This is a genomic window from Streptosporangium sp. NPDC002607 (assembly GCF_053592655.1).
Window position 1 is genome coordinate 1 of sequence record NZ_JBSFWD010000027.1, and the last position, 25,396, is coordinate 25,396.

Annotated in this window: 24 protein-coding genes and 1 tRNA gene; 12 read left to right on the forward strand and 13 right to left on the reverse strand. The window is 69.5% G+C overall.

What is annotated here, in order from left to right:
* Nucleotides 1-121 precede the first annotated feature (121 nt).
* From rocD to ACWD3H_RS27525, 5 genes are all read right to left on the reverse strand, one after another.
* Nucleotides 122-1,333: an ornithine--oxo-acid transaminase gene (gene rocD / locus ACWD3H_RS27505; protein ID WP_355566453.1), complete on the reverse strand. Its 1,212-nt coding sequence runs from the start codon at nucleotides 1,331-1,333 to the stop codon at nucleotides 122-124.
* 43 nt (nucleotides 1,334-1,376) lie between these two features.
* Entirely contained in the window at nucleotides 1,377-2,171 is a 795-nt protein-coding gene (ddaH, locus tag ACWD3H_RS27510) for a dimethylargininase (RefSeq protein ID WP_355566450.1), read from the reverse strand.
* 126 nt (nucleotides 2,172-2,297) lie between these two features.
* Nucleotides 2,298-2,795: an Lrp/AsnC family transcriptional regulator gene (locus ACWD3H_RS27515; RefSeq protein WP_350913324.1), complete on the reverse strand. Its 498-nt coding sequence runs from the start codon at nucleotides 2,793-2,795 to the stop codon at nucleotides 2,298-2,300.
* Nucleotides 2,796-2,963: 168 nt separating this feature from the next.
* Entirely contained in the window at nucleotides 2,964-3,671 is a 708-nt protein-coding gene (locus ACWD3H_RS27520; protein WP_355566446.1) for a DUF5941 domain-containing protein, read from the reverse strand.
* Nucleotides 3,668-5,245 (reverse strand): CDP-alcohol phosphatidyltransferase family protein, encoded by a 1,578-nt coding sequence (locus tag ACWD3H_RS27525; protein ID WP_355566443.1) that lies wholly within the window; start codon nucleotides 5,243-5,245, stop codon nucleotides 3,668-3,670. The genes ACWD3H_RS27520 and ACWD3H_RS27525 overlap by 4 nt, the downstream gene beginning before the upstream one ends.
* A 177-nt stretch (nucleotides 5,246-5,422) precedes the next feature.
* Between ACWD3H_RS27525 and recO the strand changes: the two genes are divergently transcribed.
* Complete coding sequence (gene recO / locus ACWD3H_RS27530) at nucleotides 5,423-6,160, forward strand: DNA repair protein RecO (protein WP_350913331.1); 738 nt, start codon at nucleotides 5,423-5,425, stop codon at nucleotides 6,158-6,160.
* Nucleotides 6,157-6,936 carry an isoprenyl transferase gene (locus tag ACWD3H_RS27535; protein WP_355566437.1) on the forward strand — a complete coding sequence of 260 codons (780 nt, stop codon included), beginning with the start codon at nucleotides 6,157-6,159 and terminating at the stop codon, nucleotides 6,934-6,936. Before recO ends, ACWD3H_RS27535 begins: the two co-directional genes overlap by 4 nt.
* Nucleotides 6,937-6,999: 63 nt before the next feature.
* Here the strand turns inward: ACWD3H_RS27535 and ACWD3H_RS27540 are convergent, their stop codons facing one another.
* The 6 genes from ACWD3H_RS27540 to ACWD3H_RS27565 form a co-directional block, all read right to left on the reverse strand.
* A complete protein-coding gene (locus ACWD3H_RS27540) occupies nucleotides 7,000-7,548 on the reverse strand; it encodes a CGNR zinc finger domain-containing protein (protein ID WP_343978465.1) in 549 nt (182 codons plus the stop codon).
* A gap of 260 nt (nucleotides 7,549-7,808) precedes the next feature.
* Nucleotides 7,809-8,216: a Fur family transcriptional regulator gene (locus tag ACWD3H_RS27545; RefSeq protein ID WP_355566433.1), complete on the reverse strand. Its 408-nt coding sequence runs from the start codon at nucleotides 8,214-8,216 to the stop codon at nucleotides 7,809-7,811.
* The gene (locus tag ACWD3H_RS27550; RefSeq protein WP_355566430.1) at nucleotides 8,213-9,046 is read right to left on the reverse strand and encodes a metal ABC transporter permease; all 834 of its coding nucleotides are present in this window, start codon (nucleotides 9,044-9,046) and stop codon (nucleotides 8,213-8,215) included. The genes ACWD3H_RS27545 and ACWD3H_RS27550 overlap by 4 nt, the downstream gene beginning before the upstream one ends.
* The gene (locus tag ACWD3H_RS27555) at nucleotides 9,043-9,795 is read right to left on the reverse strand and encodes a metal ABC transporter ATP-binding protein (protein ID WP_355566427.1); all 753 of its coding nucleotides are present in this window, start codon (nucleotides 9,793-9,795) and stop codon (nucleotides 9,043-9,045) included. Before ACWD3H_RS27555 ends, ACWD3H_RS27550 begins: the two co-directional genes overlap by 4 nt.
* Nucleotides 9,796-9,831: 36 nt before the next feature.
* Complete coding sequence (locus ACWD3H_RS27560; RefSeq protein ID WP_451957029.1) at nucleotides 9,832-10,806, reverse strand: metal ABC transporter substrate-binding protein; 975 nt, start codon at nucleotides 10,804-10,806, stop codon at nucleotides 9,832-9,834.
* A 188-nt stretch (nucleotides 10,807-10,994) separates the two neighbouring features.
* The gene (locus ACWD3H_RS27565; protein ID WP_355623222.1) at nucleotides 10,995-11,384 is read right to left on the reverse strand and encodes a DUF6703 family protein; all 390 of its coding nucleotides are present in this window, start codon (nucleotides 11,382-11,384) and stop codon (nucleotides 10,995-10,997) included.
* A 115-nt stretch (nucleotides 11,385-11,499) separates the two neighbouring features.
* On the opposite strand from ACWD3H_RS27565, the gene ACWD3H_RS27570 reads away from it, so the two are divergent.
* The 5 genes from ACWD3H_RS27570 (at nucleotide 11,500) to ACWD3H_RS27590 (ending at nucleotide 18,542) form a co-directional block, all read left to right on the forward strand.
* Complete coding sequence (locus ACWD3H_RS27570; protein WP_030903876.1) at nucleotides 11,500-11,778, forward strand: antibiotic biosynthesis monooxygenase family protein; 279 nt, start codon at nucleotides 11,500-11,502, stop codon at nucleotides 11,776-11,778.
* Between the two features lie 131 nt (nucleotides 11,779-11,909).
* A complete protein-coding gene (locus ACWD3H_RS27575; RefSeq protein ID WP_355566417.1) occupies nucleotides 11,910-13,295 on the forward strand; it encodes a glycine--tRNA ligase in 1,386 nt (461 codons plus the stop codon).
* Nucleotides 13,296-13,388: 93 nt separating this feature from the next.
* Nucleotides 13,389-14,060, forward strand: a complete 672-nt coding sequence (locus ACWD3H_RS27580) for a response regulator transcription factor (protein ID WP_350913357.1) — start codon at nucleotides 13,389-13,391, stop codon at nucleotides 14,058-14,060.
* Between the two features lie 394 nt (nucleotides 14,061-14,454).
* Nucleotides 14,455-17,097: a pyruvate, phosphate dikinase gene (gene ppdK, locus ACWD3H_RS27585; protein WP_451957030.1), complete on the forward strand. Its 2,643-nt coding sequence runs from the start codon at nucleotides 14,455-14,457 to the stop codon at nucleotides 17,095-17,097.
* Nucleotides 17,098-17,309: 212 nt separating this feature from the next.
* Nucleotides 17,310-18,542, forward strand: coding sequence for a deoxyguanosinetriphosphate triphosphohydrolase (locus tag ACWD3H_RS27590; protein WP_355569166.1), 1,233 nt, complete (start codon nucleotides 17,310-17,312; stop codon nucleotides 18,540-18,542).
* Nucleotides 18,543-18,555: 13 nt separating this feature from the next.
* On the opposite strand, the gene ACWD3H_RS27595 is transcribed toward ACWD3H_RS27590, so the two are convergent.
* Nucleotides 18,556-19,389: a M23 family metallopeptidase gene (locus ACWD3H_RS27595; protein WP_451957031.1), complete on the reverse strand. Its 834-nt coding sequence runs from the start codon at nucleotides 19,387-19,389 to the stop codon at nucleotides 18,556-18,558.
* Nucleotides 19,390-19,613: 224 nt separating this feature from the next.
* Here ACWD3H_RS27595 and dnaG point away from each other — a divergent pair, with 224 nt between their 5' ends.
* The 4 genes from dnaG to ACWD3H_RS27615 all read left to right on the forward strand — a co-directional run bounded on the left by dnaG (nucleotide 19,614) and on the right by ACWD3H_RS27615 (nucleotide 24,711).
* Entirely contained in the window at nucleotides 19,614-21,464 is a 1,851-nt protein-coding gene (dnaG, locus tag ACWD3H_RS27600) for a DNA primase (protein ID WP_355569172.1), read from the forward strand.
* Between the two features lie 185 nt (nucleotides 21,465-21,649).
* The gene (gene rpoD / locus ACWD3H_RS27605) at nucleotides 21,650-22,753 is read left to right on the forward strand and encodes an RNA polymerase sigma factor RpoD (protein ID WP_386271728.1); all 1,104 of its coding nucleotides are present in this window, start codon (nucleotides 21,650-21,652) and stop codon (nucleotides 22,751-22,753) included.
* Nucleotides 22,754-22,876: 123 nt separating this feature from the next.
* Nucleotides 22,877-24,175: an MGH1-like glycoside hydrolase domain-containing protein gene (locus ACWD3H_RS27610; RefSeq protein ID WP_451957032.1), complete on the forward strand. Its 1,299-nt coding sequence runs from the start codon at nucleotides 22,877-22,879 to the stop codon at nucleotides 24,173-24,175.
* A 74-nt stretch (nucleotides 24,176-24,249) separates the two neighbouring features.
* On the forward strand, nucleotides 24,250-24,711 hold the full coding sequence (locus ACWD3H_RS27615; RefSeq protein ID WP_350913371.1) for a hypothetical protein: 462 nt from the start codon (nucleotides 24,250-24,252) through the stop codon (nucleotides 24,709-24,711).
* 108 nt (nucleotides 24,712-24,819) lie between these two features.
* On the opposite strand, the gene ACWD3H_RS27620 is transcribed toward ACWD3H_RS27615, so the two are convergent.
* A complete protein-coding gene (locus tag ACWD3H_RS27620; protein ID WP_355560894.1) occupies nucleotides 24,820-25,131 on the reverse strand; it encodes a YtxH domain-containing protein in 312 nt (103 codons plus the stop codon).
* Nucleotides 25,132-25,304: 173 nt separating this feature from the next.
* On the opposite strand from ACWD3H_RS27620, the gene ACWD3H_RS27625 reads away from it, so the two are divergent.
* Nucleotides 25,305-25,380 (forward strand) — tRNA-Asn (locus ACWD3H_RS27625).
* The last annotated feature ends 16 nt before the right edge of the window (nucleotides 25,381-25,396 follow it).

The following is a 25,396-nucleotide window of genomic DNA, read 5'->3' on the forward strand; positions in this document are numbered from 1 at the left end:
CCTGCGCGTGAACTCGCGCTGAGACCCGCTCGGGCGGGGATCCTCCGGCCGGAGGGTCCCCTGGTCCCCGGCCGGGGACCAGGGGACGGCTCCTACGTTCGGCCCGTTCAGGGCCGGTGGCTCACTCCGCCAGTTCGGCGAGGACGGCACCGAGCTGGTCGATCGCCCAGACGAGGTCCTCCTCGGAGATGACGATCGGCGGGGCGAGACGGACGGTCGAGCCGTGCGTGTCCTTGGCCAGGACGCCATGGGCCATGAGCGCCTTGGAGACCTCGCGCCCGCTGGCCAGGGACGGGTCGATGTCGACGCCCGCCCACAGGCCGCGCCCGCGGACGGTGACCACGCCCTGGCCGATCAGGCCGCGCAGCCTCTCGTGCATGACCTCGCCGAGCTCCCTGGCCCGCGCCTGGTACTCGCCGGTGCCGAGCATCTCGATGACCGCGTTCGCGACCGCGCAGGCGAGGGGGTTGCCGCCGAAGGTGGAGCCGTGCTGCCCCGGCCTGATCACACCGAGCACGTCCTCGTTCGCGGTGATCGCCGAGACCGGGACGACGCCGCCGCCCAGGGCCTTGCCCAGCACGTAGATGTCGGGGACGACGCCCTCGTGGTCGCAGGCGAAGGTGTCGCCGGTGCGGCCCAGACCCGACTGGATCTCGTCGGCGATCATCAGGATGTTCTCCGCGGTGCACAGCTCGCGGACCTGGGTGAGGTACCCGTCCGGCGGGACCAGCACGCCGGCCTCGCCCTGGATGGGCTCCAGCAGCACCGCGACGGTGTTGGCGTCGATGGCCTCGTGGATCGCCTCGACGGAGCCGTACTTTACGATCTTGAAGCCGGGAGTGTACGGGCCGAAGCCGTCGTGGGCGTCGGGGTCCGTGGAGAAGCTGACGATCGTGGTGGTGCGACCGTGGAAGTTGTCCTCCATCACGATGATGTTGGCCTGCTCGGCGGCCACCCCCTTGACCTCGTAGCCCCACTTGCGGGCCACCTTGATCGCGGTCTCCACGGCCTCGGCGCCGGTGTTCATCGGCAGGACCATGTCCTTGCCGGTGAGGTCGCCCAGCCCGGCGGCGAAGGTGGCGAACTGGTCGTGAAAGAAGGCCCGGCTGGTCAGGGTGAGCCTGGACAGCTGCTCCTGGGCCGCTGTGATGATCTTCGGGTTGCCGTGCCCGAAGTTCAGCGAGGAGTAGCCGGACAGGCAGTCCAGGAACCGCCTGCCCTCCACGTCGACCACCCAGGCGCCCTGCGCCTCGGATATCACGACGGGCAGGGGATGGTAGTTGTGAGCGCTGCGGCGCTCGCTGAGCTCGATGAAGTCGTTCGTGCTGGTCATTCGGTATCCGCCCCTCCTTGGTCCGTGGCCGTTTCGCCCGGCACTATCCCCTGATCTCCAGAGTGCAGCACTTCGGACCGCCCCCGGCTTTGCGGAGCTCCGACAGGTCCACGGGGATGACCTCGAAGCCCCGGCGCTTGAGCTCCAGCTGGAGGTTGGCGGCCTCGACGTTGATCACCACGTTGGTGCCGTCGCTGACCGCGTTGAGGCCCAGCACGGCGGCGTCGTCCTCACTCGCGATGATGGCGTCGGGGAAGAGGGTGCGGAGCACCTCCTGGCTTCCAGGGGAGAAAGCCCCTGGGAAGTATGCCACGTTGTGTCCGTTTAGCGGGAAGAGGGCGGTGTCCAGGTGGTAGAACCGCGGATCCACCAGCTGCAGGGTGACCACCGGTCGGCCGAGGAACTCCTGGGCCTCCTTGTGGGCGGTGATGTCGGTGCGGAAGCCGGTGCCGGCCAGCACCAGGTGGTCGAGGGTGAGGAAGTCCCCCTCGCCCTCGTTGGTGAAGGTCGCCTCGCGGACCCGCTGGTAGCCGTTGTCGACGAACCAGTCCAGGTAGGCGGGGCCCTCGGCCGCCCGCTGCGGGTGGGTGAACCGCGCGCCGTACACGCGGCCGCCGACCACCAGCGCCCCGTTGGCGGCGAAGACCATGTCCGGCAGGCCCTCCACCGGGTCGATGAGGCTGACGCGGTGACCGAGCTCCTGGTAGGCGCTCCTGAGCGTCTCCCACTGCCTGATCGCCACCTCACGGTCGGCTCCGGCCTCGGGATGCATCCACGGGTTGATCGCGTACTCAACCGCGAAGTGGTCGGGCCGACACATGAGGTAGTGCCTCGTCATGAATAACCCCGTATCGAAGGTCGTGAGTGAAATGCCGGCCCAGTGGCGGCGACATCAGCCTAGGAAACGGTGTTCTCGCAGGCCAAGAGCTTGCTCTTGCGTTCTGGCGCGGGTTTCTTGCGCGCTTCAGGCGATGAACGGTGATTCGTTGTGCGGGGCGACGAACGGTTCGCCGCGCGAGGTCATGAGCGGTGCCTCGATCAGCCGGGAGAGCACGATGGAGCTCTTGGTCCGCACCACGAACGGCTCCGAGGCGATGCGCTCGATCACCCTCTCCACGTGCCGCACATCGGTGGCCCTGACGTGCAGCAGCGCGTCGGCCTCGCCGGTGATGGTGCACGCCGAGACCACCTCGGGATGGCGGCCGATGGCCACTCCGATCTCCGACGGCGAGGTCTTCCCCGCGCAGAACAGCTCCACGTAGGCCTCGGTGGTCCAGCCGAGCGCCGCGGGCTCCACCCTGGCGGTGAACCCGGTGATGGCGCCGGTCTCGCGCAGCCGGTCCACCCGGCGTTTCACCGCCGACGCCGACAGGCCCACCCGCTGTCCGATCTCCGCGTATGTGGCTCGGGCGTCCTCGACGAGCGCCCCGATGATGTCGCGATCCAGCCTGTCCAGTTCCACGCTGACCTGTATATCGCTTCGGGTCCGTCCGGGCTCACGGCGAGTGGCGGCGACCCGCGGTCACCCCCGGTGAATCCGTGTCGCCGCGTGCCCGGTCCTGCTGATGAATGGAAATGCCGCCGGACAGGTGACCTGTCCGGCGGCATCCGCCAGGTGTGCGGTTTCCGGTCAGGTCTGCTCGGCCTCGCCGCTGGCCTGCTCCTGGGCCTCCTCGGGGGAGGCCTCCAGGTCGTCGCCCGCCTGGGCGAGCGCCGTCTGCTTGTCCAGGCCGACCCAGCTCGTCACGCTCTCGACGGCGAACAGCACACCGAGGTAGACGGTGAGCGCGGCCAGTACCCAGGTCAGCACGCCCAGCGCGGCGCCGGCGCCGATCAGCAGCAGCCTGAGCTCCCAGCCCAGGCCGGCCCGGAAGACCCAGGGGGCCGGCCAGATGCTCTGCCGCGTCCGGTACACCGTGTCGTAGGTGTGGTAGCCGATCACGTAGATCAGCACGTACAGCAGCCACTTGGGCGCGTCGGCCGCCAGGCCGATCAGGATGATCGTGAGGAACTCGGCCCCGCGGATCAGCGGCGGCGCCAGCCAGTCGAGCTTGCCGAGATGGTCGCGGGCCGCGGTGGGCAGCACCAGGACGATCATGATCAGCACCGGGACGAGCAGGATCGGCCCGTCCACCAGCATCCCGGTCACCGCCATCGCGATGGTCGCCAGCAGCGCGGCGAGCGTGGCGGGCACCGGGGGCAGCCCGGGTCCGACCTTGTCCCGCAGCAGCGTCACCAGCGGGCCGTCGTCGCGGTAGGCGAGCAGCCGCGCGGTCTGGACGCGCAGCCGCTCCTCGTACGGGTCCGGAGCGGGGATGGTCTGTGGCTGGGTGATCATGCGAGAGACCTCATCAGGCGTCCGGTGAGCGAGTAGGCGGCGCCGATGCCACCCCAGATGATCAGTGTCAGGAAGGTGATCCTGGCGTCGAACAGGGCGCTGACGATCGCGATGGCGGCGAAGCGCTCACCGATGGGGAACACGATCATCTTGCGGGCCCAGTGCACGGCCCGGAACCTGCCGGCCCTGCCCCACAGCTTCAGCAGGTTGCGGATCCCGCCGGCCTGGGCGACCCTGCGCTGCTCCAGCGCCTGGCGAAGGCCGGTGTCGGCGCTGACCGACAGCGGCACCGAGGGCAGCGGCGACGGGGGCTTGCGCCGGTTCGCCGCGCCGTAGGAGAAGTCGAGCAGGTGCTTGATGGACTGCACGCCGAGCGCGATCAGCGCCAGCGTCCACACGTCGCCCACACCTGAGACCGCCGCGCCGACCGCCAGACCGGCGAAGACCACGTACTCCTTGAACCGGTCGAAGGTCGCGTCCAGCCACGCCCCGAGCACGCCGAACTTGCGGGCGTACCGCGCCACCTGGCCGTCCACGCAGTCGAACACGAACGCGAAGTAGATCAGCACACCGCCCGCGACCATCCCGGCCCGCTCGCCGGTGGCGAAGCAGAGCGCCGCGGCCACACCCAGCGCGATCGAGATCAGCGTGACCTGGTTGGGGGTCAGTCCCCGCCTGGCCGCCCAGCGGGCGATGAACCGGGAGTAGGTGCTGACGAAATAGGTGGTGAAGAAACCGTCGGCGCCCTTCACCGCGTTGTTCAGCCTGGCCCGGTCCTCGTTGAACGTGGCCATCTCCGCCGGCGCCTCGGTGGCCTGCTCGGGAGTGGACACCCGGCGGTAGAACAGGTCCCGGCGGCCGCGGACGCCGACCGAGACGCCCTTGCGGACCAGGCCCAGGACCAGCAGCTGGACCAGGTCGTCGTCGGGGCCCAGCAGGTGGGCCATGTCGGCCAGCTCGCGGGCGGCCTCGGCGAGGACGGGTGCGTGCTTGTGGTGCAGGTGCAGCGGGCCGAGCAGGACCGCGTTGGGCCTGGTCACCGCATGGAAGGCCGAGCCCACCGAGATGATGCGGGACTTGCGGGCGCGTACCCGGACGGGCAGGTCCTCCAGCCTCCGGTCGCCGATCTCCGGCTGCGCCTCGTCGATCGGGACGTCGGGGACGATGGCGTCGCCGTTCTCGTCCTCCTCCCGCGGCTCCCTGACGATCAGCGCGAGCGCCCCGCGCTTCGACTTGGTGATCTGGTAGATCAGCTCGTCGTGGATCAGCGAGTTGGCGGGCAGGATGAGCAGGTTCTCGGTGGCGTCCTCGACCGCGTCGGCCAGGGCGCGCAGGTCGCCGGCCAGGTCGGAGGTCTCGACGAGCCTGCCGGGGAAGCCGCGGTAGGCGGCGGCCTCGCTCGATCGGGCGATCGTCACCGGCTCGGAGTCGAGCGAGGCGAGCTGGCCGTGCAGCTTGCCGATCACCGTGGGGCAGCCGGCGAGCGCGGGCAGGGTCAACGCGGCGGGCGGCGTCGCCTGGCCGGTAGCGGCATCGGGGCCGGGCGATGAGCCCAGCAGGACCACGCGGGGCATGGCACCCTTTCGTGCGGAGACGGGTGTGAGGCGGTGTAGCGGAGGATACGTTGCGTCAGAGGCCAAAGTTTAGTGAGTTTTGGGCGAACAACACGCACCAGTGATCTATCCGTGTCGTTTGATCATGGTTGCACCTCTGCCAAGTGAACCGTCCCGCGCCCCCACTACACTGAGCGGGTGAGTCTGTACCGTGATGACGGCATCGTGCTGCGCACCCACAAGCTGGGCGAGGCCGATCGCATCGTCACGGTCCTGACCCGGCGGATGGGCAAGATCCGGGGGGTCGCCAAGGGCGTCCGGCGCACGACATCACGATTTGGCAGCCGGCTCGAACCGTTCACCCATGTCGATCTCCAGCTGCACACCGGCCGTACCCTCGACGTGATCACCCAGGCCGAGACCATCCAGCCGTACGGCCGGCCGCTCGTCGCGGACTATCCGCGCTACACGGCGGGAACCGCGATGCTGGAGACCGCCGACCGTCTGATCATGGGAGAGAAGGAGCCGGCCCTTCGCCAGTTCCTGCTGCTGGTCGGCGGCCTGCGCACGCTCGGTTCCGGCGCCCACGAGGCCAGGCTCGTCCTGGACGCCTACTTCCTGCGCTCTCTCGCGGTCGCCGGTTACGCCCCCGCCCTGGAGGCCTGCGCCCGCTGCAAGGCGGTCTCGGTGCGGGCCTTCGCCATCGTGGCCGGCGGCGTGGTGTGCGGGGCCTGCCGTCCCGCGGGCGCGGCGGTGCCCGAGGGGGAGACCCTGGCCCTGATGGTCGCGCTCCTCAAGGGGGACTGGCCCACCGCCGACGCCTCGGGGCCCAGGCACCGGGCCGAGTGCAGCGGTCTGGTCGCCGCGTACCTCCAGTGGCACCTAGAACACGGCATACGCTCTCTTCGACACGTAGAAAGGGAGCTCGCCACGTGAACGTCCGCCCGCCCGTCCCGCACCCCTCCGGCGCAACCCCGCCCCCGATCCCGCGCGACCTCGTGCCGCGGCACGTGGCGATCGTGATGGACGGCAACGGCCGGTGGGCCAAGCAGCGGGGCCTGCCCCGTACCGAGGGGCACAAGGCGGGCGAGGCGTCGCTCTTCGACGTGATCGAAGGCGCGATCGAGCTCGGCATCCCCTACCTGTCGGCCTACGCCTTCTCCACGGAGAACTGGAAGCGCTCCCCTGACGAGGTCCGCTTCCTGATGGGTTTCAACCGCGACGTCATCCGCCGCCGCAGGGATCAGCTCCACGCGATGGGCGTGCGGGTCCGCTGGGCGGGCCGCCCCGGACGGCTGTGGCGGAGCGTCATCCAGGAGCTGCGCGACGCCGAGCAGATGACCGAGGGCAACTCCAAGCTGACCCTGCAGTTCTGCGTCAACTACGGCGGCCGTGCCGAGATCGTGGACGCCGCCCTGCGCCTGGCGCAGGACATCGCCGAGGGGAAGGTCAAGCCGGGCAGGGTGAAGGAGGAGACCTTCGCCCGCTACCTGGACGAGCCGCAGATCCCCGACGTCGACCTGTTCGTACGCTCCTCCGGCGAGCAGCGCATCTCCAACTTCCTGATCTGGCAGACGGCCTACGCCGAGATGGTCTTCCTCAACCGCCTCTGGCCCGACTTCGACCGCCGTGATCTGTGGGAGGCCTGCGAGACGTACGCCAAGCGCGACAGGAGGTACGGCGGAGCCGTGCCGAACGTGGTCGCGGAATAACGGCGTGTCCCGGGCGCCCTCGACGCGCCGCCAGGTGCGCCCGGCCGAACGCGGAGAGTGACGTCAGGCCCGGCGTCGCGCGCGATAGGCGGCCACGTGCATCCGGTTCCCGCAGGTGCGGCTGTCACAGTAGACCCGCGAGCGGTTGCGGGACTCGTCCACGAAGACGTGGTCGCAGTCCGGCGCCGAGCAGGTGCGCAGGCGCTCCCACTCGTCCTCGACGAGCAGGTGGGCCAGGGCGACCCCGATGTCGGCCGCCAGGTGCTCGTGGAGTGAGGCGTCCGGCGCGAAGTAGTGGACGTGCAGGGGGTGGCCGTCGTGCTCCGCCAGGCGCGGGGTGATGCGGGTCCCGCTCAGCAAGGTGTTGAGCCGGATGACCGCGGTGGGCTGGTCCGGGGCGGTGAAGACCTTGTGGAAGGCCTCGCGCAGGGCGCGCACCTGGGCCAGGTCGGCGGCGTCCAGTTCACCGATCCCGCTGACCTCCCAGCGTGCCACGAAGTCGCCGAGCTCCCGCAGATCGGTGAGGGTGTCCTCGCCTCCGGTGGAGGGGGAGGTGTTGACCAGGTCGACCGCGGTGGCGAGTGAGTGCACCATGTCATGTCCGAATGGCATGTTGACTCCTGTAGGAAGCGGTTACAGCGTGGGCTCGCGGTGGCTTGCCGTGTCGGAAGCGTATCTCTCCGGTGGACCTTCGTGCCTTCTCTCTCGCGCTCACATCGCGATGGCGCGCCATGTGAGCGCCCGGCGGGCGTGATCTTCAGTGGCGCTGCGTCCGGTGCGCCCCGCCGCGTGCGCCGTGTCGCCCGGTGCGGTGCTCCGGGCGCGGATCGGCCACCCGGGACCCGGCCCGCCAGGGGATCATCCCGGCGGGCTCAGGTGCGGCTCGGCGTACGGGCCGGTTTGGCGGCTGTGGAGCAGACGGTGCAGGTCCCGAAGATCTCCAGGGTGTGGGTGATCTCGGTGAACCCGTGCTCGGAGCCGATGGCCTCGGCCCAGCGCTCCACCGCGGGTCCGGCCACCTCCACCGTACGGCCGCAGGTGCGGCAGACCAGGTGGTGGTGGTGGTCGCCGCTGGCGCACGCCCGGTAGACCGACTCGCCGTCGTCGGTTCTCAGCACATCGACGTGACCGGTGTCGGCGAGCGCCTGGAGCGCCCGGTAGACGGTGGTCAGTCCGATCTTGGCGCCTTCCGCGCGCATCTCCGCGTAGACGTCCTGCGCGCTGCGGAAACCCTCGCTCTGACGGAGGACCGCGTGGACGGCGTCACGCCTGTTGCTCATGGGCTGGACTCCTGAGGTCGACTTCGGCGTATGAATCTACCGAGCCCGAGGGCGAGGACGAACCCCGTGAGAGCAACGATCACGATGACCGCGCCCGGCGGGACCTCGACGTAGAAGGAGGAGGTCAGGCCGCCGACCGTGGAGATCATCCCGAAAAGCATGGAAAGCAGCATCGTGCTCGTGAAACCCCGGGTGAGCTGCTGGCTGGTCGCCACCGGCACCACCATCAGCGCGCTGACCAGAAGCAGTCCCACCACGCGCATGGCGATGACCACGGTCAGCGCGGCGGTCACGGCGATCAGCAGGCTGAGGAAGCGGACCGGCAGGCCGCTGGCCCTGGCGACCTCCTCGTCCTGGCAGAGCACGTAGAGCTCCCGCCCGAAGACGGCCAGCACGCCGAGGACCGCCGCCGCCAGCAGGCCGATCACCCACACGTCCTCGACGGGAACGCTGCTGATCGAGCCGAACAGGTAGGACGTCAAGGTGGCGTTGCTACCGCCCGGGGCCAGCGAGATGAGCAGCACGCCCCCGGCGATGCCGCCGTAGAACAGCAGCGCGAGTGCCACGTCACCGCTGGTCCTGCCGCGCGCGCGGACCAGTTCGATGGCCACGGCGCCGAGCACGGAGACCAGCACGGCGGTCAGCACCGGGGCGGTCCCGGTCAGGAAGCCCAGGGCCACGCCGGTCAGCGCGACGTGCCCGATGCCGTCGCCCAGCAGGGCCAGGCGGCGCTGGACCATGAACGTGCCGATGGCGGGCGCGACCAGGCCGACGAGGAGGGCGGCGATCAGCGCCCGCCGCATGAAGTCGAACTGCAGAAGCTCGATCACGACGTGGGTCTCCAGTCGAGCGGGCTCACCGGCTCCTCCTCGGCGTGCGGGTGCACGTGGTCGTGGCCGGGCAGCGCGTGGGCGCCGACGGCGTGGGGCGGCGGGCCGTCGTGGCAGACGTACCCGTCCCGCAGGACCACCGCGCGGGTGATCAGAGGTTCCAGCGGGCCGAGCTCGTGCGCGACCAGCAGGACCGTCTTGCCCTGCTCCACGAGCACGGACAGGGTCTCGGCGAGGAGCTTCTGGCTCTCGGAGTCGACGCCGGCGGTGGGTTCGTCCATGACGAAGGTGTCGGGCTCCCCGGCGAGGGCGCGGGCGATCAGCACCCGCTGCTGCTGGCCGCCGGACAGGGCCTGCACCGGGTCGGCGGCACGATGGGCCAGGCCGACGGCGGCCAGCGCCCGGCCTGTCGCCTCCCGGTCGGCCGCGCTGGTCGGCCGCAGGCGCCGCTGCCTGGCGATCCGTCCCGAGGCGACGACCTCGCGGATCGTGGTCGGCACGCCGCCGCCCACCGAGAGCCGCTGGGGCACGTAGCCGATCCGCCACCACTCACGGAACCGGGCGGGTGGCCTGCCGTACAGCAGGGTCTCGCCGCCGGACAGGGGGATGAGGCCGAGCAGGGCGCGGATGAGGGTGGACTTCCCCGACCCGTTCGCGCCGAGCACGGCCACCGCCTCGCCGGGCTCGACGGACAGGTCGATCCCGCGGAGCACCGGGCGGCGGTCCAGGTTGACCTGGCCGCCGCTCATGGTGAAAACCGTTTTGCTGGATGTCACGTGTGGCCCTTACGAGCAGCTGAGCGCAGATTGGAGGACTTCAAGGTTCCGGCGCATGGCGGACGGGTAATCGCCGTTCGCCGGCTGGCTTTCGACCGGGTCGAGGACCGCGGTCTTCGCACCGACCTCCTGGGCGAGAACCTCGGCGACCTTGGGGCTGACGAGGGTCTCGGTGAAAATCGTAGTCACTTTCTCCTGCTTGGCCACTTTTGCCACTTCAGCGAGGCGGGCGGGAGAAGGATCGGCCTCGGGATCGATTCCGCTGATGCCGACCTGGTGGAGCCGGTAGCGGTTGGCGAGATAGCCGAACGCGGCGTGGCTGGTGACGATCGTGCGTGCGGAGCAGGTGGCCAGGCCCTTGGCCAGCTCGCCGTCCAGGGCGGTGAGGCCGGCCGCGGTTTCGGCGGCCCGCTCCCGGTAGCCCTGCGCGTGCGCGGGGTCGGCGGCGGCGAGCCTCTCGCCGAGCCGGGTGGCGACCGTCGCGAAGCGGGCCGGGTCGAGCCAGAGGTGGGGGTCGTAGTCGACCTCCTCGTGGCCGTGCTCCTCCTCGCCTTCGTGGCCCTCCTCCCCGGCCGCGGGCAAGGTCGGGACCGAGGAGGCCACCTCGAAGCTCCGGTCGGCGGCGTGCTGTTCGACCGCCTCGTCCACGGCGGGCTGGATGCCCTTGATGTAGACGACGAGCCTCGTCTCCTGCAACCCGGCCACCTGGAGCGGGGACAGCTCCAGGTCGTGTGGCTCGACGCCGGGCTTGGTCAGGCCGGTGACCGTCACGTCGGGGCCGCCGACCTGCTCGGCGAGCCACTGCAGGGGATACATGGCCGCGGTGACGACGGGCTTGTTCGCCGCGGAGACGCCTGACGCCCCCCCGGGCGATTCACCGGCCGAGCCGATTTCGGCGCCGCAGGCGGTGGTGGCGACAAAGGCGGCGGCCACGACCAGGCTCGCGTTACGTATGCGGATACGTCGGGAGGACTCGGACATCATGTCATCCAGTATGCGCGCAAATGAAAATGGTTGTCAAAATCACCTGCGGGCTCGATGATCACCGGCCCGGCGGACGGGGGCGGTCTCCGCGTCAGCCCGGTCGCCCCCGGTGCGACGGCTTCACGCGCGGGGTGCCTGCGACGTACGGGCGCCGCGGAGCCCGGGAGCGCGGCGAGGGCCGGGCGGCGTCAGAAGGCGCCGAAGCGGTCGGCGGCGAGCAGGATCAGGAAGGTGAGCAGCGCGACGCGCAGCAGACGGCCCCCGGTCCCCAGGGACGGCCACGACATGTAGGCGAGCCAGCCGACGAACCCGATCACCGGGAGCACGGCGACGCCACCCCAGAAGGAGGCCACCGCGAAGCCGGTCAACAGGAGGATCACCAGCACCACCGGGGCGATCCAGCGGGGGAGCTGGAACAGGAAGACCAGCGGGGCCGCGCTGCGCCGCTCGGCCCCGCGCCGCAGCCCGGTCGCCCCCGGTGTGAAGAACTGCTCGCCCGCGGGCAGCGGACGCCCGCCTCGCGGGCGTCGGGGCTGTGCCAGCGGATGTGCGGGGCGTTTCCCGTGCTTGTCGGCCACAGGCCGAGCCTAACGCCACAGCCCCCGCCGCGACACGCCCCGATGCCCGGTACGACACCGCGGCTCTCGCCCCGCCCGGTACGGGGCCGGAGGCGGGCTCTGGCATGCTGGGCGGATGCTCGCTCTCATCCGTTATTCGGTGCCGCCCGGCCAGACCGAGGAGTTCCTGGCCCGGGCCCACGAGATCGTCGACACGCTGGCCGGGCAGCCGGGCTACCTGCGCGGCAGGGTGTCGAGATCGGTGGACGAGCCGGAGCTGTGGGCGCTGGTCAGCGAGTGGGAGGGCGCCGGGTTCTACCGCAGGGCGCTGGGCGCGGCGCGGATGGCGATGTATCCGCTGATGACGCTCATGATCAACGAGCCGAGCGCGTTCGAGGACGTCGACCGTCCCTGAGATTCCGCGGAAGCTTTGCCGGAGTGAGGCGGGCGTCATGGTTTATCCGCACGTCCCGAGGGTCCGTCTCCCCTAAGCTGGATGTTCAATCAATTCCTCGCCGACCTCCAGCCGGATGGAGATTTTCCCTTATGGCACGCCGTACGGACATCATGGACACCATCGTCAGCCTCGCCAAGCGGCGCGGTCTTGTGTATCCCTCCAGCGAGATCTACGGCGGCCTGCGCGCGTCGTGGGACTACGGTCCACTGGGCGTGGAGCTCAAGAACAACGTGAAGCGGCAGTGGTGGAAGACCGTGGTGCAGGGCCGTGACGACGTGGTCGGTCTCGACTCCTGTGTGATTCTGGCCCGCGAGGTGTGGCAGGCCAGCGGTCACGTGGACACCTTCACCGACCCGCTGACCGAGTGCCAGGCGTGTCACAAGCGCTACCGCGCCGACCACCTCGAAGAGGCGTACAGCGAGAAACACGGGAAGGACCCCGTCAACGGCCTGGCCGACATCACCTGCCCCAACTGCGGTAACAAGGGCTCCTTCACCCAGCCCAAGCAGTTCAGCGGCCTGCTGAAGACCTACCTCGGCGCGGTCGAGGACGAGTCGGGCCTCGCCTACCTGCGGCCGGAGACCGCCCAGGGCATCTTCATCAACTACCTCAACGTGCAGCAGTCGGCGCGCAGGAAGATCCCGTTCGGTATCGGCCAGATCGGCAAGTCGTTCCGTAACGAGATCACCCCGGGCAACTTCATCTTCCGTACCCGTGAGTTCGAGCAGATGGAGATGGAGTTCTTCGTCAAGCCGGGCAGTGACGAGGAATGGCACCAGTACTGGATCGACGAGCGCTTCCGCTGGTACACCGACCTGGGTATCAACCCCGACAACCTGCGCATCTACGAGCACCCGCAGGAGAAGCTGTCGCACTACTCCAAGCGGACCGTCGACATCGAGTACCGCTTCAACTTCACCGGCAGTGAGTGGGGCGAGCTCGAGGGCATCGCCAACCGCACGGACTTCGACCTGACCGCGCACGGCAAGGCCTCCGGCACCGACCTCAGCTTCTTCGAGCAGGACACCGGCGAGCGCTACGTCCCGTACGTGATCGAGCCGGCCGCCGGTGTCGACCGCGCCACGCTCACCTTCCTGATCGACGCCTACACCGAGGACGAGGCGCCCAACGCCAAGGGCGTCATGGAGAAGCGCACGGTCATGCGGCTCGACCACCGGCTCGCGCCGGTCAAGGTCGCGGTGCTCCCGCTGTCGCGCAACGCCGATCTGTCGCCCAAGGCCAAGGACCTGGCCGCCCAGCTCCGCCGCCGGTGGAACGTCGAGTTCGACGACGCGGGCGCGATCGGCCGCCGCTACCGCCGCCAGGACGAGATCGGCACGCCGTTCTGCATCACCGTCGACTTCGACACTCTCGACGACCAGGCGGTGACCATCCGCGAGCGTGACTCGATGGCCCAGAAGCGGGTGGCCCTCGACCAGGTCGAGTCCTACCTCCGCCAGCACCTCAACGACTGAGGAAAGGCCCGCCCCGCGACGACACGGGAGCGGCGGGGGCGGGGACGGTGGTGGCAGCCGGGTTTCGGGCCGTGCACGATCTAGGTTCGTACCATGCGACTGCTCGTTGTCGAGGATGAGGAAGACCTGGTCGAAGCCCTGCGGGTGGGGTTCGTCCGGGCTGGTTACGCGGTCTGCGTCGCCCGGGACACGGCGCAGGCCGCCGAGAGGCTGCAGGCCGACCCGTACGACGTGGTCCTGCTCGACCTCGACCTGTCCGGCCGTGACGGCTTCGAGCTGTGCCGCGCGCTGCGGCGGACCGCCCACGGCCGGACCGCGCGGATCATCATGGTGACCGCGCGGGACCGGCTGGACGACCGGCTTCTCGGGCTGGACGAGGGGCCCGACGACTACCTGGTCAAACCGTTCGCCTTTCCCGAACTGCTGGCCAGGGTGCGCGCGCTGCCGCACCGGGAGCAGGGCGACGACACCGCGATCTTGCAGGTGGGGGACCTGCGGCTGGACATCTCCAGGGCCGAGGCCCGAGCGCGGGGACGGGAGCTGGGGCTCACCCCGAAGGAGTTCGGCGTGCTGCGCTACCTGATGGCCCGCTGCGGGCACGTGGTCTCGGCGGAGGAACTGCTCGAGCACGTCTGGGGCGAGCACGCCGACCCCTTCACCAACACCGTGCGGGTGACGGTGGGCAATCTGCGGCGCAAGCTCGGCGCCGAGGGCGTGATCGAGACCGTGATCAGTAGGGGGTACCGGCTGCGGGAGGGCTCCTGAGGCCGTCCCCCGGGGCTCTGTGTGAAAAGCCCGATTTATGTGGCGGTGTAGCTGTGAGAGGGATCCTGAGGCGGCTCCCTCCTACCACAGTTCTGTGTGAAAATCCCGAGTCATGCGGCGGTGTAGTTGATGCCCGGCCGGTCGCCGAGCGCGCCGTGAACGGCGTTGAAGCCAGAGAAATTGGTTTACACCAATTGGTCGGAGTCGGTTTCTGAGGTGATCAATATCATCGCGTATTTGGCCCAGATTTGAATTGGATTAGACCGGTTCACCTGCTCTGAGCTGGGACAATGCAGTGTTGCCTGATGGGTGCCGTTTCGTCGTCTTGTTCGTCGGTAGAGTCCGCAGGGAGGCGGAATCAGACGCCGGTTTTGAAGTCGAAGAAGGAGCAACCGTGCCCAAGTACGTTTACGACTTCACCGAGGGCAACAAAGATCTCAAGGGTCTTCTCGGAGGTAAGGGGGCAAACCTTGCGGAGATGACCAATCTCGGGTTGCCGGTTCCCCCCGGCTTCACCATCACCACCGAGGCCTGCCAGAACTTCCTGCGGGACGGGGTCATTCCCGAGGGAATGCGGGAGGAGGTCTCCGCGCACCTGGCCGCGCTGGAGGCCAAGATGGGGCGCCGACTGGGCCAGGCCGACGACCCACTCCTGGTGAGCGTGCGCTCGGGGGCCGCGTTCTCCATGCCCGGCATGATGGAGACCGTTCTCAACATCGGTCTGAACGACGAATCGGTCCACGGACTGGCCAAGCAGGCGAGTGGCAACGAGCGTTTCGCCTGGGACTCCTACCGGCGCCTCATCCAGATGTTCGGCAAGACCGTCCAGGGCATCGACGGTGAGCTCTTCGACGAGGCCCTGGAGGAGCTCAAGGCCGGCCGCCACGACCTGGAGCTGGAGGCGGCCGACTTCCGGCGCCTGGTCGCGACCTACAAGGACATCGTCCGTGCCCAGACCGGCGAGGACTTCCCCGCGGACCCCCACCGGCAGATGAGCATGGCGGTGGAGGCCGTGTTCAAGTCGTGGAACGCCCCGCGAGCCGTCCTCTACCGCCGTCAGGAACGCATCCCGGCCGACCTGGGCACTGCGGTCAGCGTCTGTTCGATGGTCTTCGGCAACTGCGGCATGGACTCCGGAACCGGTGTGGCCTTCACCCGCGACCCCGGCTCGGGACAACAGGGCGTCTACGGCGACTACCTGCAGAACGCCCAGGGCGAGGACGTGGTCGCGGGCATCCGCAACACCATGCCGCTGCAGGAGCTGGAGAGCCTCGACAAGGCCGTCTACGACGAGCTCATGCGGATCATGGAGACGCTGGAGAACCACTACCGGGACCTGTGCGACATCGAGTTCACCGTCGAGCGCGGCAGGCTCTGGATGCTCCAGACCCGGGTGGGCAAGCGGACCGCGGGCGCGGCCTTCCGTATCGCCGTGCAGCTCGCCGACCAGGGTCTGATCAACCTCGACGAGGCCGTGACCCGGGTGACCGGCCACCAGCTCGCCCAGCTCATGTTCCCCCGCTTCGCCGCCGACTCCGGCGGCGAGGTGATCGCCAAAGGGATGAACGCCTCGCCGGGCGCGGCCGTCGGCAAGGCCGTCTTCTCCACCGAGCGGGCCGTCGAGCTCGCCGCGCGGGGAGAGGCGGTCATCCTGGTCCGCAGGGAGACCAACCCCGACGACCTGGCCGGGATGATCGCCGCCCAGGGCGTCCTGACGAGCCGCGGCGGCAAGACCTCGCACGCCGCCGTGGTCGCCAGGGGCATGGGCAAGACCTGCGTCTGCGGGGCCGAGGAACTGGAGGTCTCGGTCAAGGACCGCAGGTTCACCACGCCTTCCGGCGTCGTGGTCTCCGAGGGTGACGTCATCTCCATCGACGGCACCAGCGGGACCGTCTACCTCGGTGAGGTGCCCGTGGTCCCCTCTCCGATCGTGGAGTACTTCGAGGGGGTGGGCGACCAGGACGACGAGCTCGTCGGCGCCGTGCACCGGATCATGTCCCACGCCGACGAGGTACGCCGGATGGCCGTGCGCGCCAACGCCGACAACGCCGAGGACTCCGCCAGGGCGCGCAGGTTCGGTGCCCAGGGCATCGGGCTCTGCCGTACCGAGCACATGTTCCTCGGCGAGCGTCGCAGCCTGGTCGAGGACCTGGTGCTGGCCACCTCCGAGGCGGGGCGTGAGCGGGCACTGGCCGCGCTGGAGCCGCTGCAGAGGGCGGACTTCACGGGGATCTTCCAGGCGATGGAGGGGCTGCCCGTCACGATCCGCCTGATCGACCCGCCGCTCCACGAGTTCCTGCCCGACTTCACCGAGCTGTCGGTGAAGGTCGCCCTCGCGGGCGACGGGGCGGAGAAGAAGGACCGCGAGCTGCTGGCCGCGCTCAAGCGGCTCCACGAGCAGAACCCGATGCTGGGCCTGCGCGGTGTCCGGCTCGGCCTGGTCATCCCTGGCGTGTTCGCCATGCAGGTCCGGGCGATCGCGGCGGCGGCCAAGGCCGTGCCCGGCAGCCGCGCGGAGATCATGATTCCGCTCGTGGCCGCGGTCCAGGAACTGGAGCACGTCAAGGACGAGGCGCGGAAGATCCTTGCCGAGGCCGGAGTCGAGGCGCTGATCGGCACGATGATCGAGGTGCCGCGCGCGGCGCTGACCGCCGGCCAGATCGCCGAGGCCGCCCAGTTCTTCTCCTTCGGTACCAACGACCTGACCCAGATGACCTGGGGTTTCTCTCGCGACGACGTCGAGGCCGCGTTCTTCTCCAAGTACTTCGAGCTTGGCGTCTTCGGTGTCTCCCCGTTCGAGACCCTGGACCGTGACGGCGTCGGCAGGCTCGTCGGCATCGCCGCGGAAGAGGGCCGCAAGGTCCGGCCCGACCTGAAGCTGGGCATCTGCGGCGAGCACGGCGGAGACCCCGACTCGATCCACTTCTGCCACCAGATGGGGCTGGACTACGTGTCCTGCTCGCCGTTCCGTGTCCCGGTCGCCCGGCTGGAGGCCGCTCGCGCCACCCTGGCCCGCGCCGGATCCGACACTCGCTGACCTCCGGATCTCACCCGGAACTTCGCGGGTGTGTCGCCTCCGGCACCGCCGGAGGCGACACCCGCGGAGCCGGGCCCCGTGGTCGTCCCACCGCACCGGGGCGGCCTCGGGGTCCGGTACGAGCCGGGGCAAAGGTCACGGGTCCCGGTAACCAGGTGTTTTCTCGCCGTTCCGCATAGTGCTCTCCTATCGCGGATAAAATCACTGCACTTATGCATGGCTATGACGAACACGACCAGGTCAGGTGGGTGCCGGAACCTCCCGGCAACCCTGGCAGAAACCCGTTCGGGCGTGATCGGGCACGCGTGCTGCACAGCGCCGGGCTGCGGCGGCTCGCCGCCAAGACCCAGGTCGTCGGCCCGGGAGAGACCTTCGGCAGCGGCCAGCACATCCCCCGAACCCGCCTTACCCACTCCCTGGAGTGCGCGCAGATCGGCCGGGAGATGGGGGAGGCGCTGGGCAGGAACCCCGACCTGGTGGAGACCGCCTGCCTGGCCCATGACCTCGGCCACCCGCCGTTCGGCCACAACGGGGAGACGGCGCTCAACGAACTCGCCGCCGGGTGCGGCGGCTTCGAGGGCAACGCGCAGAGCCTGCGCCTGCTGACCCGGCTGGAGGCCAAGGTGGTCACCGAGGACGGCCGTAGCGCCGGCCTCAACCTCACCCGCGCCGCTCTGGACGCGGCGGTCAAATACCCGTGGACCAGGGAAAGAAGTGCCAAGTACTGCGTCTACGACGATGACCTGCCGGTCTTCGAGTGGATCAGGGAGGGCGCACCCGAGGGACGGGTCAGCTTCGAAGCCCAGATCATGGACTGGGCCGACGACGTCGCCTACTCCGTGCACGACCTGGAAGACGCCCTCCACTCGGGCAACGTGGTGCTGGAGGCGATGCGCGACCCGGCGGAGCGCCGCGAGGTCTGCGCGACCACCCGCGAGTGGTACGCCCCCGACGCGGAGCCCGGCGAGCTGGAGGATCTCTTCGGGCGCCTGATCACCCAGCCGCTCTGGCCCCGCCACTTCGACCGCTCGCTCGCCGACCTCGCCGCGATCAAGGGGCTCACCAGCTCGCTCATCGGCCACTTCTGCAGGTCCGCCGAGGTGGCCACCCGCGAGGCGTACGGCCCGGCCGCCGGGCGCTACAGCGCCGACCTGATCGTGCCCAGGGCCACCCGGCTGGAGTGCGCGCTGCTGAAGGGGGTCACCGCCCACTACGTGATGGCCAGCGACGCGCACAACGCCAACCAGGCCAGGCAGCGCGAGCTGATCCACGACCTGGCCCACCAGATCATGCTGGGTGCCCCCGGCACCCTGGAACCGGCTTTCAGGCCCGCCTTCACCAGGGCGGCGGGGAACGCCGGTCGGCTCCGCGTGGTCATCGACCAGATCGCCTCGCTCACCGACACCTCCGCGGTCGCCTGGCACCGCCACCTGGCGGGTCACTGACCCGCTGTCGCGCTCAGCCGCCGCCCAGTGTGATCTGCTCCTGCTCCTCGGGCTCTTCCGGCTTCTTGGTGGGCTTCTTCGTCGGCGCCGGCTTCGACGCGCAGAGGGTGACGCACCTGGGAGCCGCCCCGGTCCGGTTCATCACGGCCCGCATCTCGTCGGCCGGAGAGAGCGTGGGGTTGCCCTTCAGCCAGGCGTCCAGATAGTCCCACGGCTTGACCATGCCCCGGCGGACCCACCACAGCGAGGGATCGGCCTTCCAGGAGATCGCGAAATAGAGGTTGCTGGCCGTGGAGCGGGCATTGCCCGAGTTGCCGATCTGGCCCAGGACCTGGCCGGCGCTGACGCGCAGCCCCGGCCGGACCTCCGCGGCCACCTTGTCCAGGTGGCCGCCCAGGTAGCGCACGCCGTCGTCGCCGATGACCGTGACGAAGCGCCCCTCACGGTCGGCGCCGCGATCGGTGGACGGCTTCCAGCGGTTCTTGACGTTGACCTCGTCGACCACGCCGTTCACCGGCGAGACGAAGGAGCAGCCCTTGGCCGCCCAGATCGTGGTCTTGGGCAGTACCAGAAGCCTGCTCTGGTAGTTGACCGAGCAGCCCTTCACCGGGAAGACATAGGTGTGTTCGGAAACCTTCGGCGGCGGAACCCGCACCGGGGGGTCGGCCTTGGGGCGGTCGACCGCCGTCTGCGGGGCGGGGGTCGGCGTCGCCTCGGGCATGGTCGCGGTGACCGAGGCCGGTGCCCCGGCGGCGGCCTCGGACTCGAAGCTCGGAGCCGCCGTGCCGATGCCCGCCACCCCACCCGGCGACGCGCAGGCTCCGGTGACGAGCACCGCACCTGTCACAGCGGCCAATCGTGCTATATGCCCCGATCGCATGATCTCCACCCGCGTACATTATCGAGAATCCGCCTTTACCTTTGTAACCGACGTCATGGTTGGTCACGACCGCTTCGGGAAAGTCATCGTTCCTCCTGTCCCTCCCATCCCGGCGGCACCGCTGCCACCCGTCCGGAGGCGGACCGGGCCGACTGCTCCGACCTGTCGGGGGGCCGGACTAGACTCGCGGCGTGGCAGGCCGGATCAGTGACGAGGACATCGCGCTCGTACGGGAGCGCTCACCGATCGCCGACATCGTGGGCGAGCACATCCAGCTCCGCAACGCGGGCGGCGGCAACCTGAAAGGGCTCTGCCCCTTCCACGAGGAGAAGAGCCCGTCGTTCAACGTGACCCCCACCCGGGGGTACTGGTACTGCTTCGGCTGCGCCGAGGGCGGTGACGTCATCACCTTCGTCCGGCGCCTGGAGCACCTGTCGTTCGGCGAGGCGGTCGAGCGGCTGGCCGGCCGGGCGGGCATCCAGCTCCGCTACGAGCAGGGCGGATACGTCCCGGGGCGCGAGCAGGGCGAGCGCATTCGCCTGATCGAGGCCCATCGGGCGGCGGCCGAGTTCTACGCCTCGAAGCTGTCCGCGCCCGACGCCGCGATCGGGCGCAGGTTCCTGTCGGAGCGCGGGTTCGAGCGGGTCGACGCCGAGCGTTTCGGCGTCGGGTACGCCCCGGCCGAGTGGGAGGCGCTCTCGCGGCACCTGATGGCCAGAGGGTTCACCAGCGCGGAACTGATCAAGGGGGGGCTGGCCAAGGAGGGGCGGCGCGGCCCGATCGACCGCTTCCGGGGACGGCTGGTCTGGCCTATTCGCGATATAACCGGCGATGTCATTGGTTTCGGCGCGCGGAAGTTGAACGACGCCGAAGACGGGCCGAAGTATTTGAACACCCCGGAAAGCCCGCTCTATAAGAAGAGCGAGGTTCTCTACGGCGTCGACCTGGCCAAACGCGAGATCTCCAAGCGCTCCCAGGCCGTGATCGTCGAGGGCTACACCGATGTGATGGCCTGCCACCTGTCGGGCGTGCCGACGGCGGTGGCCACCTGCGGCACCGCGTTCGGCGAGGAGCACATCAAGGTGCTCCGGCGGCTGCTGCTCGACCACACGGGCTCCCAGGGCGAGGTGGTCTTCACCTTCGACGGTGACTCCGCCGGGCAGAAGGCGGCGCTGCGCGCCTTCGCCGACGAGCAGAAGTTCGCCACCCAGACCTTCGTGGCGGTGCAGGCGGACGGGCTCGACCCGTGCGACCTGCGCATCAGGCACGGCGAGGCGGCCGTGCGCGACCTGATCGCCGGCCGGGAGCCGCTGTTCGCCTTCGCCATTCGCAGCGTGATCTCCCGCTACGACGCGAGCACCAACGAGGGGCGGCTCGCCGGACTCGACGCCGCGGCACCCATCGTGGCCCGGATCAAGGACCAGGGGCTGCGCAAGCTGTACGCGGTGAGCCTGGACCGCTGGCTCGGTTTCAACGACGAGAGCTTCGTGCTGGACCGGATCATGGAGGTGTCCCTGCGGGCACAGCCGGGCCCCCGTCAGAAGGCCAGGCCGAGGAAGGTCGCGGACCTGACCGATCCCACCGTCAGGACCGAGGCCGAGGTTCTCAAACTGGCGGTGCAGCGTCCCGCGCTGCTCGGCCCGGAGTTCGACGTGATGGGCGGGGAGGCGTTCACCCTTCCCGAGCATCTCGCCCTCTACAAGCTCATCGCCGACGCGGGCGGCACGGCGGCGGCCGGAGCCGGTGGGCGAGAGTGGGTGGACCGGTTGCTGAACGGCGTGAGCGACTCCCTGAGAGGGCTCCTGACCCGTTTCGCGGTCGAGGAGATCCGCGCCGACCTGACGAGCGAGGAGCGGTACGCGGCGGGGCTGCTGGTGGCACTCGAACTGATCGCCGTCACCCGCGTGCTCGATCAGCTCAAATCACGCATGGAGCGGACCAATCCCGTCGAGGAGCCGGAGGAGTACAAGCGGCTGTACGCGGAACTGGTCGCGCTTGAGCAGCAGCGGCGCGTGCTGAGGGAACGCGCCGCCGCGAGCTGATCGCGTAATTGGCTTTAATATCCGCGAGGCGATTCCACCAAACCCGAATAAGGTCTCAATTCGATAATGATCGCGGCCTTACCTTCGGTGACAAAAATAGGTCTGCCATTTAGGGGACCCAATACAGCAGACTGTCTCCCGTGGGTGCATCGGTGCTGCCAAGTGGGCCGCCATCGGTAGACCAGGTGGCCGACCTCGTCACGAAGGGAAGGGAGCGCGGAAGCGTCACGGTCGATGACGTGGCCGCCGCTCTCGACAAGTCCGAGCTGCCGTCCGACGCGCTTGAACGCGTCGTCCGCATGCTCGCCGAGCACGGAGTGGAGGTCCTCGAGCCTCAGAGCGACGAGGAACCCGCCCGGTCCGATGAGGAGGATATCGGGAAAAGGGCTCCTACCAGCGATCTCGTCCGGATCTACCTGCGGGAGATCGGTCGTGTGCCCCTGCTCACGGCCGAGGAGGAGGTGGAGCTCGCCAAGTCCATCGAGGCGGGCCTGTTCGCCGAGGACAAGCTGACCAGCGTCGTCTCACGCCTGGTCTTCCCGGAGTTCAAGGAGCTCGCCTGGCAGGGCACGCGAGCCAAGCAGCGGCTGATCGAGGCCAATCTGCGGCTGGTCGTGTCAATCGCCAAAAGATATGTGGGGCGCGGCATGCTGTTCCTGGATCTCATCCAGGAGGGCAACCTCGGGCTCATCCGGGCGGTCGAGAAATTCGACTACACCAAGGGCTACAAGTTCTCCACATATGCCACCTGGTGGATTCGCCAGGCGATCACCAGGGCCATCGCGGACCAGGCGCGCACCATTCGGATTCCGGTGCACATGGTCGAGACGATCAACAAGCTGGTGCGTGTCCAGCGCCAGCTCCACCAGGACCTCGGCCGCGAGCCCGCGCCCGAGGAGATCGCCCTGGAGATGGACCTGCCGATCGACAGGGTGATCGAGATCCAGCGGATCGCCCAGGAGCCGGTCTCGCTCCAGTCGCCGATCGGTGAGGAGGACTCCGACCTCGGTGACTTCATCGAGGACGCGGACGCGGTGGTCCCGATGGAGGCGGCGGCCTTCATCATGTTGCAGGACCAGCTCGACGACATCCTCGCGACGCTCTCGGATCGGGAACAGCGCATCATCCAGCTGCGCTTCGGGCTCGCGGACGGCCACCCCCGGACGCTGGAGGAGGTCGGCAGGGAGTTCGGCGTGACGCGCGAGCGCATCCGTCAGATCGAGTCGAAGACCCTCGCCAAGCTACGCCACCCGACGAGAGCGCAGATGCTCCGCGACTACCTCGACTGAGGAGCCGTACGGCGCGGGCCCCGGGAACCTCGGTTCCCGGGGCCCGCGCCGTTTCGTGGCCCTTTTTCCCGCGTCCGGAAAGGCGGGCTGTTCTCCCGGCCGATACAGGCGCAGACTGGGCGAATGGAGTCGCGAGCGGCGGTCGACGATGCCGCGCTCGGGCGCGAGGCGTGGTCCGTGCTCGACGCGAACTCGACGGGTGCCGCGACCGTGCCCGCGCCGGGCCTCTATCCGCACCAGTGGAACTGGGACTCCACCTTCGTCGCGATCGGCCTGGCCCGCTGGGACACCCGCAGGGCCGGGACCGAACTGCTCAGCCTGCTGGCGGGGCAGTGGCACACCGGGATGGTGCCGCACATCGTCTTCCAGCCCGCCCGCGAGGAGGTCTACTTCCCCGGCCCGGCCGTCTGGCGCTCGACGGAGCACCGGGCCGCTCCCCACGGCGTGTGCACCTCCGGGCTGACCCAGCCGCCGCTGCAGGCGCTGGCCCTGTGGTGGGTGTGGCGGCACGCGGCCGACCGCGACACGGCCGTGGCCCTCGTACGGCGGATCTACCCGATGCTGGTCGCCCAGCACGACTACCTCGCCACGTCCAGGGACCTGGGCGGGGGAGGGCTGGCCGCGATCGTGCATCCATGGGAGTCGGGGATGGACGACAGCCCCGTCTGGGACGCCCCGCTGGAGGCGCTGCCCCCGGTCCGTCACGCCTACCGGCGCGAGGAGCCCTCCCAGTGGCATCCCGACAGCCACCATGACCGCTACATGGCGCTGGTCCTGGGCTACCGGAACTCCGGCTACGACCCGGCCTACCTGAGAGACGAGCACCCGTTCGCGGTCGAGGACCCGATGTTCAACGGGATCTGGCTCGCCTCCTGCCAGGCGCTCGTCGAGCTGGCACCGGTGGCCGGAGCGGACGCGGGTCCGCACCGGGAGGCGGTGGAGCGGATCCGCGCCGCGCTGCTGGACCGGCTCTGGGCCGACGGCGTCTTCCGCGTCCGTGACCTGCGCGCGGGGCGGCTCAGTTCCATCCGCACGGTCGGCTCCTTCGGGCCGTTGCTCGACCAGGGACTGCCGGCCGACAGGATCGCGGAGCTGGTGGGGGTGTTGGAGTCGGCGAGCTTCATGGGAGCCGCGGGGTACCCGGTGCCGAGCTGTGAGATCCGCGCTCCGCAGTTCGACCGGTCCTGCTACTGGCGCGGGCCGTCCTGGGTGAACACCAACTGGCTGCTGCGGCGGGCGGCGGAGGTGCACGGCCTGGTGGGGCTGGTGCGGGTGCTGGGCTCGCAGACCCTGCGCCTCGTACGGCAGGCGGGTTTCCGCGAGTGCTTCGACCCCTTCGACGGCAGCGGACGAGGCAGCCGGGACTTCTCCTGGTCGGCCGCGCTCACCCTCGACCTGCTCGCAGATACCGTGGAGTGTTGAGGTACGGCCATCGCCGGACACGACACCGAACCATGCGGGGCCGCACCGCGCCTCTCCACGCTGTGAGGATTCAAATGAAGCTCTTCCGTCGCCTGCCCGCCGAGATCCGCGGGGCCATCGATCCCGGTGACCGGGTGCTCACCTATGCCGAGGGCCCGGGCGGTTACGTGATCGCCGCGGACAGGGCGCTTTACCTGGGCGGCGAGCGCCTGCCCTGGTTCCAGGTGGACCGCGGCGCCTGGGACGAGGAGGGACTGACCGTCGTCACCACCGACGGGCGGTCGTACCGGGCGCTGCTGCCCGAGCCCGGCCGGATCCCCGAGGCCGTGCGGGAGCGGGTGACCGCCTCGATCGTGGTCAACCACTATGTCCCGCTGGACGCGCGAGGGGGGGTGCGGCTGGTGGCGAGGAGGGCCGACGCCGACCGGTTGGTCTGGGAGTTCGTCTTCGACGCGGGTCTTGACCCGGACGACGCCGGGCTGCGCGCTCTCGCGGAGCAGGCGCTTGAGGAGACCCGCAGGAGCTTCGGCGTCTGAGCCGGGGTCTGAGGGTGCCCGGACACGCGAAAGGCCCCTGGAGGGGCCTTTCGCGCCTGCGGGCCGCTCACGGGGCCCGCGGGCGCCGACAGGGCGGCACCGGCAAGATCAGTGGGGCGTGTCGGTCCTCTGGTTCTCCGGCCAGCCGGTGCCCGTGTCGTCGTGCTCGTCGCCGGGCCAGCCGTTCGCCGAATGCAGGAAGGGCAGCCGGTTTCTGGCTGCGTCGCTCACCTTGGTCCTCGCCACGCCGGTGGCCTTGGAGACCTTGGCGCCCATCAGGCCGGCCGTCTCCTGCACGGTGGGGTTGTCGAAGACCCGCTGGGCCATCCTCTTGATCTGCTCGTAACGCTCCCGACCGGCGCGGCTCCCCAGGATGTAGCCGGCCGCGAAGCCGATCCCGAACATCAACCGATAACGCATGTCCACCTCCACAAGCATGTTCCGCCGGTCCCTGTCCTGTGATCACCCGCGGATGGCCATTCGTCTCGCACCTACCCCGGACTATCGATGCGACACACACCCATGGAGTGCGCTAATCTATTCCTGCGCCGCGAGGAACGGGGGACACCCGGTCCGACCAGCGCAAAGCGCAATCCCGTGTAGCTCAATCGGCAGAGCAGCCGGCTGTTAACCGGCAGGTTATAGGTTCGAGTCCTATCGCGGGAGCCAGCGTCAGAGCCCCGGA

Excerpts from the sequence above, each read along its gene's own strand:
- ACWD3H_RS27590 (WP_355569166.1), top strand. The coding sequence starts at position 17,310 with ATGCATGGCTATGACGAACACGACCAGGTCAGGTGGGTGCCGGAACCT.
- ACWD3H_RS27580 (WP_350913357.1), top strand. The coding sequence starts at position 13,389 with ATGCGACTGCTCGTTGTCGAGGATGAGGAAGACCTGGTCGAAGCCCTG.
- ACWD3H_RS27620 (WP_355560894.1), bottom strand. The coding sequence starts at position 25,131 with ATGCGTTATCGGTTGATGTTCGGGATCGGCTTCGCGGCCGGCTACATC.
- ACWD3H_RS27555 (WP_355566427.1), bottom strand. The coding sequence starts at position 9,795 with ATGAGCGGCGGCCAGGTCAACCTGGACCGCCGCCCGGTGCTCCGCGGG.
- ACWD3H_RS27540 (WP_343978465.1), bottom strand. The coding sequence starts at position 7,548 with ATGCCATTCGGACATGACATGGTGCACTCACTCGCCACCGCGGTCGAC.
- ACWD3H_RS27610 (WP_451957032.1), top strand. The coding sequence starts at position 22,877 with ATGGAGTCGCGAGCGGCGGTCGACGATGCCGCGCTCGGGCGCGAGGCG.
- ACWD3H_RS27575 (WP_355566417.1), top strand. The coding sequence starts at position 11,910 with ATGGCACGCCGTACGGACATCATGGACACCATCGTCAGCCTCGCCAAG.
- ACWD3H_RS27560 (WP_451957029.1), bottom strand. The coding sequence starts at position 10,806 with ATGATGTCCGAGTCCTCCCGACGTATCCGCATACGTAACGCGAGCCTG.
- ACWD3H_RS27570 (WP_030903876.1), top strand. The coding sequence starts at position 11,500 with ATGCTCGCTCTCATCCGTTATTCGGTGCCGCCCGGCCAGACCGAGGAG.
- ACWD3H_RS27545 (WP_355566433.1), bottom strand. The coding sequence starts at position 8,216 with ATGAGCAACAGGCGTGACGCCGTCCACGCGGTCCTCCGTCAGAGCGAG.
- ACWD3H_RS27525 (WP_355566443.1), bottom strand. The coding sequence starts at position 5,245 with ATGCCCCGCGTGGTCCTGCTGGGCTCATCGCCCGGCCCCGATGCCGCT.
- ACWD3H_RS27520 (WP_355566446.1), bottom strand. The coding sequence starts at position 3,671 with ATGATCACCCAGCCACAGACCATCCCCGCTCCGGACCCGTACGAGGAG.
- ACWD3H_RS27615 (WP_350913371.1), top strand. The coding sequence starts at position 24,250 with ATGAAGCTCTTCCGTCGCCTGCCCGCCGAGATCCGCGGGGCCATCGAT.
- ddaH (WP_355566450.1), bottom strand. The coding sequence starts at position 2,171 with ATGACGAGGCACTACCTCATGTGTCGGCCCGACCACTTCGCGGTTGAG.
- rocD (WP_355566453.1), bottom strand. The coding sequence starts at position 1,333 with ATGACCAGCACGAACGACTTCATCGAGCTCAGCGAGCGCCGCAGCGCT.